Annotated in this window: 8 protein-coding genes; 7 read left to right on the top strand and 1 reads right to left on the bottom strand. The window is 33.3% G+C overall.

The window, feature by feature from the left end; translation table 11 throughout:
* Positions 1-128 precede the first annotated feature (128 nt).
* Complete coding sequence (locus tag G9F74_RS27305) at positions 129-578, bottom strand: hypothetical protein (RefSeq protein WP_016108610.1); 450 nt, start codon at positions 576-578, stop codon at positions 129-131.
* 185 nt (positions 579-763) lie between these two features.
* Between G9F74_RS27305 and G9F74_RS27300 the strand changes: the two genes are divergently transcribed.
* From G9F74_RS27300 to G9F74_RS27270, 7 genes are all read left to right on the top strand, one after another.
* The gene (locus G9F74_RS27300; RefSeq protein ID WP_131202461.1) at positions 764-1,564 is read left to right on the top strand and encodes an AAC(3) family N-acetyltransferase; all 801 of its coding nucleotides are present in this window, start codon (positions 764-766) and stop codon (positions 1,562-1,564) included.
* 12 nt (positions 1,565-1,576) lie between these two features.
* On the top strand, positions 1,577-2,266 hold the full coding sequence (locus G9F74_RS27295; protein ID WP_000676697.1) for a phosphopantothenoylcysteine decarboxylase domain-containing protein: 690 nt from the start codon (positions 1,577-1,579) through the stop codon (positions 2,264-2,266).
* Between the two features lie 142 nt (positions 2,267-2,408).
* On the top strand, positions 2,409-2,882 hold the full coding sequence (locus tag G9F74_RS27290; protein WP_000400640.1) for a tetratricopeptide repeat protein: 474 nt from the start codon (positions 2,409-2,411) through the stop codon (positions 2,880-2,882).
* A 72-nt stretch (positions 2,883-2,954) separates the two neighbouring features.
* Complete coding sequence (locus G9F74_RS27285) at positions 2,955-3,959, top strand: hypothetical protein (RefSeq protein WP_002038794.1); 1,005 nt, start codon at positions 2,955-2,957, stop codon at positions 3,957-3,959.
* A 134-nt stretch (positions 3,960-4,093) separates the two neighbouring features.
* Entirely contained in the window at positions 4,094-4,606 is a 513-nt protein-coding gene (locus tag G9F74_RS27280) for a ribonuclease FAU-1 family protein (protein WP_001072802.1), read from the top strand.
* A 186-nt stretch (positions 4,607-4,792) separates the two neighbouring features.
* Positions 4,793-5,548, top strand: coding sequence for an ABC transporter ATP-binding protein (locus G9F74_RS27275; RefSeq protein WP_002093657.1), 756 nt, complete (start codon positions 4,793-4,795; stop codon positions 5,546-5,548).
* A 17-nt stretch (positions 5,549-5,565) separates the two neighbouring features.
* A complete protein-coding gene (locus tag G9F74_RS27270; protein ID WP_016108609.1) occupies positions 5,566-6,552 on the top strand; it encodes an aliphatic sulfonate ABC transporter substrate-binding protein in 987 nt (328 codons plus the stop codon).
* The last annotated feature ends 10 nt before the right edge of the window (positions 6,553-6,562 follow it).

Here is a 6,562-nt window from a genome sequence, read left to right as displayed (position 1 = left end):
TTTGAAGAAAATTTAGCCATAAAAAATGCACCTCCAATTGTTAATTATGTGTCTAACAATTGGGGTGCACTTCATTTTTGATGGGCTTTTTCGTCTATCTATAAAGTGTAAATTGAAATGGTAACTTTTTATTGCTGTGATGTAACACTTTCATCTTTCTTCATTTCAAAGATTTTCTTTCCATCTTCATCTACAATTTTAATAGTGTTTCTAAGTTTTGGTACACCAATATATAAAACGGGATTTTCATCTTGCCCTTTATCTTTTTCAATATGTAATACGATAACAGATGTGTCTTTTTCGTCTTGTACTTCTTTTACTGTAATTTTATCGTTTTTATACTTTTTTCCAAATGCTACATACACCATTCTTTTTCCTTCACTAATACTACCATTTGAGTAATGAATCATAGTTGGATCTTTTTGTGCTTTTTCATATAAATTTAATGGCCCATATCCGCCTTCATTATATCTGGATTTTTCTAATACCCAATACCCCTCATAGTCATTGTTAATAGAAACACATGCATGTAAAGAAATGAGCCCAAATAGTAGAAAAGGAAATAGAATTTTTTTCATTTGTTCACCTTCTTTTAGTAATTCAAATGAATATACCATAATTTAACTATTTTTTACGTAATAATACTACCATTTTTTTGTAGTATTGAATACGATCAAGTTAAAAATTAAGAAAAATATGATAATATATTTATATAAAAGTTTAAATTTTAATATACGTGGTTAGTGGGGGAACCGTTATGAAAATGAATGAAATAGTTGAGAGTACACAATTTCCGAATACAATTCAAACAATTACAAACGATTTAAAAGCACTAGGAGTCGAAAAAGGAATGACAATTATTGTTCATTCATCATTAAGTTCTATCGGCTGGATATCTGGCGGAGTGGTTGCAGTAGTAGAAGCTTTAATGAAAGTCGTTACAGAAGAAGGAACAATTATAATGCCAACACAATCTTCGGATTTATCTGATCCGAAACATTGGTCAAGGCCGCCTGTACCTGAAGATTGGTGGCAAATTATACGTGATAGCGTCCCAGCATTTGATCCACGTATAACACCAACAAGAGGAATGGGGAAAATAGTTGAATGTTTTCGTACATACCCGAATGTAGTACGAAGTAATCATCCATTAGGAAGTTTTGCTGCATGGGGGAAACATGCAGAGGAAATAACAATGAATCATTCGCTATCGATGAGTTTGGGAGAGGAATCACCATTAAAAAAAATATACGATTTTGATGGGTACATATTATTAATTGGTGTTGGCTATGACTCGAATACGTCTGTTCATTTATCTGAAGTACGTTCTGGTGCATGTGAATTAATAAAAGTAGGAGCACCAATTATAGAAAACGGTGAAAGAGTATGGAAAGAATTTGTTGAAATGGATTACGAATCAGATACGTTTGTGGAAATTGGTGTAGAGTTTGAGCGAAAAGGAACTGTAACAATGGGGAAAATAGGTAATGCAACGAGCCGTCTTATGAAGCAACGTGATATAGTTGACTTTGGAACAGAATGGTTTCTTAAGAAAAATCAGTAAGGGATGGTTACAATGAAGGGGAAAAAGGTATTAATTACAAGCGGTGGTTGTTTAGAAAAATGGGATCAAGTACGCGGACATACGAATATGGCTAAAGGTACGATTGGAAGAATAATCGCAGAAGAACTTATAGCTAAAGGGGCACACGTTATATATTTACACGGTTATTTCGCTGAGAAACCGAACGATGTAAATAGAGGATTAGAATTACATCCATTTGAGGGAATTGTTGATTTGCAAGATAAAATGAAAAGTATCATTACGCATGAAAAAGTCGATGCGGTTATTATGGCAGCGGCTGGATCAGATTGGGTTGTGGAAAAGATTTGTGATCAAGATGGCAATGTTCTTAATATGAATGGGAAAATTTCAAGTGATATAGCACCAATTATACATTTTCAAAAAGCTCCAAAAGTTTTGAAGCAAATAAAACAATGGGATCCGGAAACAGTACTCGTTGGTTTTAAGCTTGAAAGTGATTTAAGTGAAGAAGAACTGTTTGAGAGAGCGAAAAATAGAATGAAAGAAGCAAAGGCGAATGTAATGATAGCAAATTCACCACATTCTTTATATTCGCGCGGGGCTGTACACTATGTAATTGGACAAGATGGTAAAGGAAAGTTATGTAAAGGGAAAGATGAAACAGCGAAAGAAATTGTCAAAAGCTTAGAGATATTATGTAATCGTATTACTGCTTTGTAAAATTAAGTTTTTAGATAAGAATGAATCCGCATAGTATATGGGTAAGCGAAACTTTAATTAGTGGGAATTTTACTTTTACACGAATGTGAAGCATAAACCAATCAAGAGCTATACGCAGAATAATTGGTGAGGAGTGGATTCTATGGAACATTTATTAAAGCAAGCTATTAAACTTAGAAATGAAAAGAAATATGCGCAGTCTAGAGAAATACTTATAGGATTAACAAACTTTACAAAAGATGCAGAAGTACTGTACCAATGTGCATGGATACACGATGTCATGGGATTAGAAACAGAAGCAGTTCCGTATTATGAGCAGGCGATCGCAAATGGACTTGATGGTGAATCCCTTTGCGGTGCCTATATCGGTTTAGGGAGTACATATCGTTGCATTGGAGAGTATGAAAAGGCAATTGTGGTACTAGAAGCTGGAGTAAAGAAATTCCCTGAGAACGATCCGATGAGAGTATTTTTATCATTAGCAAAGTATAATGTAAACGAACATGAATCCGCAATGAAATTATTACTTGAAACAGTCGTGAAAGTAGATGAAGTAAAAGAATTTGAACGTGCTATTTCATTTTATAAAGACCACTTAAACGAGGTGTTTAAATAAAGGAGTGAACGTATGAGTGTCACACTATCGCGAAGGCGAAAAGGCATTTGAATTGGACTCGTATCTTGCATTATGTTATCCAACTATTTATTGTATGCCCTTCCCATTGTACCAGCTGCTCCAAAAGAAGTAGTGCTTGGGTCATTATTAGATTGTATGTTTGTAATTCCAGTCATTACGTATTTCTTTATTATTCGAAAAAGATACTCGTTAACGTATATCTTTCCTGTCGTAATAGCTGGATATATATTTGCGAGATTTATAATTCCAAGCGACTATTTACAAGCTTTTTCATTCGTTTCTTATATAGTAGTGACGGGGGAAATTGCATTTGTAGCTTTACAATTGTTCCTTCTATATAAAATCGTGACAATGCTTCCTAAAATAATTAATAAATATAAAGCACATAAAAAAGAGTATTCTTCATTCTCTTATTCAATTGATGCAGCATTTGATGACACTATGAAAAGAAGTAAAGTTATAAATATCATGCTTACTGAGTGTAAGCTAATCTATTATGCGTTATTATCTTGGCGTGCAAAAGTACCAGATGACGAATTTACCTATTCTTACCATAAAAACACCGGTGCTATAGGTGTTTATATCATGATAATTCACGCAACAGCAATTGAAAGTATCGGTTTTCATTATTTACTTCATCAATGGAATCCAGTAATAGCTTGGATTTTACTTATTTTAAACGTATATGCGATGATTTATTTTATAGCTGAAATACAAGCGATACGTAAAAATCCAATTATCATAACAGAAAAACAAGTAATGATTCAAATCGGATTAGGAAAGAAAATCGTTTTGCCATTTACACAAATTGATAATATTACGTTCTACAAGGGGGAATCACTAACAGCAAAAGAAGAGAAAGAGGTATTGGATGCAACTGTTATGGAGTTCATAAAAGAACCTGCTACTTTTGAAATAACGTTAAAAGAGCCAGTAAAAGCGCAGGTGTTATATGGTTTTTCTAAAACAGTAAATCGTGTGCACTTAAATGTTGATGAGGAACGGAAATTTTATAATGCGATTTCTGAAAGGTTAAAACTTATAAGTCATGAATAGTGAAAAACTCCTTCTAAAATAAGAGGGAGTTTTATTGTGTAATTGTAGACAACAATATAAACAACTATATACTTCTTAATTGCTATATAAATGGATATAATTAAGGATAGAAATAGCATAAGGGGAACAAAATAATGAATCAATTACGTACATCAAAAATTGAAATTACAGAAAGAAAAATTCGGTATGATTCGACAATAGTGGATTACGATTGCTTATTGCTGAAAAAACAATCGGAAAGTATCGTGTTATTTCACGAGGTCCAGTATTCATTTACAATGACGGCACACGATACAAAGTTAACTATTCAAAAAGGAAGTTACACAATTGCATACTACTGGGAAGATCGTCCTTACAATTTATACGTATGGAGAGATAAGGAAGGGAATTATGTAGGTGCCTATTTTAATATCGTAAAAAATACACAAATAACAGAAGAAGTAGTTTCCTTCGAAGATTTAATTATCGATATTATGGTACTTCCAAATGGAGAATATTTCATATTAGATGAGGATGAATTACCGGAGCCGATAGAAAACTTTGAAGATGGATTTGTAAAAGAAGCTCTTCATACATTGACGGATACCATTCAAGAGTTGCTTCCTAAAATTATAATAGAAACTGCTACTATCTTTAAAAATAAATAATGTTCATTAAAACCTAGTTGACTTATCGGAAATATTTGTATAATATGTAGTTAATTCTATAACAAGTGGCTGATTGGAGAAACCAAAGGCATTTTATCTATTGATAAAATGCCTTTGGTTTTTTTATTAGTTACATAACAGCATAATCAATTAATCCAAATGATTCATAGTAGGGAGGGTGAACGTGTGACAGTTTCAATTAAAGGGGTATCTAAGAAATTTGCGAAAGCGGTAGGTAGTGTTCAAGTATTAGAGAATATTAATTTTCAATTAGAGAAAGGGGATTTTGTTACAATAATTGGTCCGAGTGGGTGCGGAAAAAGTACATTATTAAAAATTGTTGCAGGTTTAGATAATGATTTTGAAGGGGAAGTTGCTATTGATGGCGAGCGCATCGTAAAACCAAGTAAGAAACAAGGTTTTATTTTTCAAGAACATAGGCTTTTTCCATGGTTAACAGTTGAAGAAAATATAGCGGCAGATTTGTCGTTAAAAGATAAGTATGTGAAAGATAAAGTGAGAGAATGGGTTGAAATCGTTCGGTTAGATGGCTTTGAAAAATCGTATCCGAAAGAAATTTCAGGTGGGATGTCACAACGTGTTGCGATAGCAAGAGCTTTGTTAAGAGATCCGAATGTATTATTACTTGATGAACCTTTTGGAGCGCTGGATGCGTTTACTCGAAGTCATTTACAAGAAGTATTGCTAAATATTTGGGAGCAGAAGAAAACAACAATGATATTCGTTACACATGATATAGATGAAGCGATATATCTTTCAAACCGAATCATCATTATGAGTGCAAAACCAGGGGAAATACATAAAGTGATTGAAAATAAGTTGCCTTATCCGCGAAATAAAACTTCACAATCGTTCCAACAACTTCGAACGAAAGTATTACAGCAGTTTGAATATGGAGGATTGATTCAAACAAGTATATAGGAAAAGGGTGATTTTATATGTATAAAAAATTTATAGTTCTTTCTTTTGCTTTAGCTATATCAGTATTTTTATTAGGATGCGAAAAAAGTACAGCAAGTAGTAAGAAAGAAGATGTAACAATACAAATTGGTATACAGCAAGGATTAAGTCCACTATTACTAGCAAAGAAAAAGGGGTGGTTTGAAGAGGAGTTTAAAAAAGAAGGAGTTAAAGTGAAATGGACAGAGTTCCAAAGTGGACCTCCTTATTTTGAAGCAATCGCATCAAACCGATTAGATTTTGGTGAAGTAGGGAATTCTCCAGTCATTTCAGCGCAAGCAGCAGGTATTGGATTTACCGAAATCGCCAATACAAGTTATGCGAGAAAAGGAACTGGAATTCTCGTTCAAAAAGATAGCAAGATTGCGAGTATAAAAGATTTAAAAGGTAAAAAAATTGCAGTAGCAAAAGGAAGTAGTACCTTTAATTTATTATATCGAGCACTTGATAAAGAAGGTATTGATGCAAAAGATGTAAATGTCATTCAATTACAACCAGATGAAGCGCAGCCTGCATTCGAATCAGGATCAGTAGATGCATGGGCGATTTGGGATCCATTTATTTCGTTACATACGGTAAATAAGGGCGCGAAAGTGATTGCAGATGGTGAAACATTAGATGTCTCTTCACCAGAATTTTTAATTACGAGAACAAAATTTGCGAAAGAACATCCAGAATTAGTTGAGAAATTTCTCAAAGTTTATGAGAAAGCACGTGTATGGCAAGATGCTAACTTAGATGAAGCAATAAAAGTATACACTTCTGTAAAAAAGATAGATGCGGAAATCGTAAAAGAAGTTTTTAATCACGACAAACCAATTTTAGTTCCGGTAACGAAGGAAATAATAGCAGAGCAACAAAAGACAGCGAAATTTCAATATAAGCTCGGTTCTATAAAGAAAGAAATTAAGACGGAAAAAGTTGTAGATAATTCTTTCGTAGAAAAAGCGTTGAAAGCGAAGTGAAAAGAGGTTT

Origin of the sequence: Bacillus sp. EKM202B, from assembly GCF_011066025.1 — a bacterium.
In the GTDB taxonomy this organism is placed as follows: Bacteria; Bacillota; Bacilli; order Bacillales; family Bacillaceae_G; genus Bacillus_A; species Bacillus_A toyonensis.
This window is presented reverse-complemented; position numbering and strand designations above follow the sequence as displayed.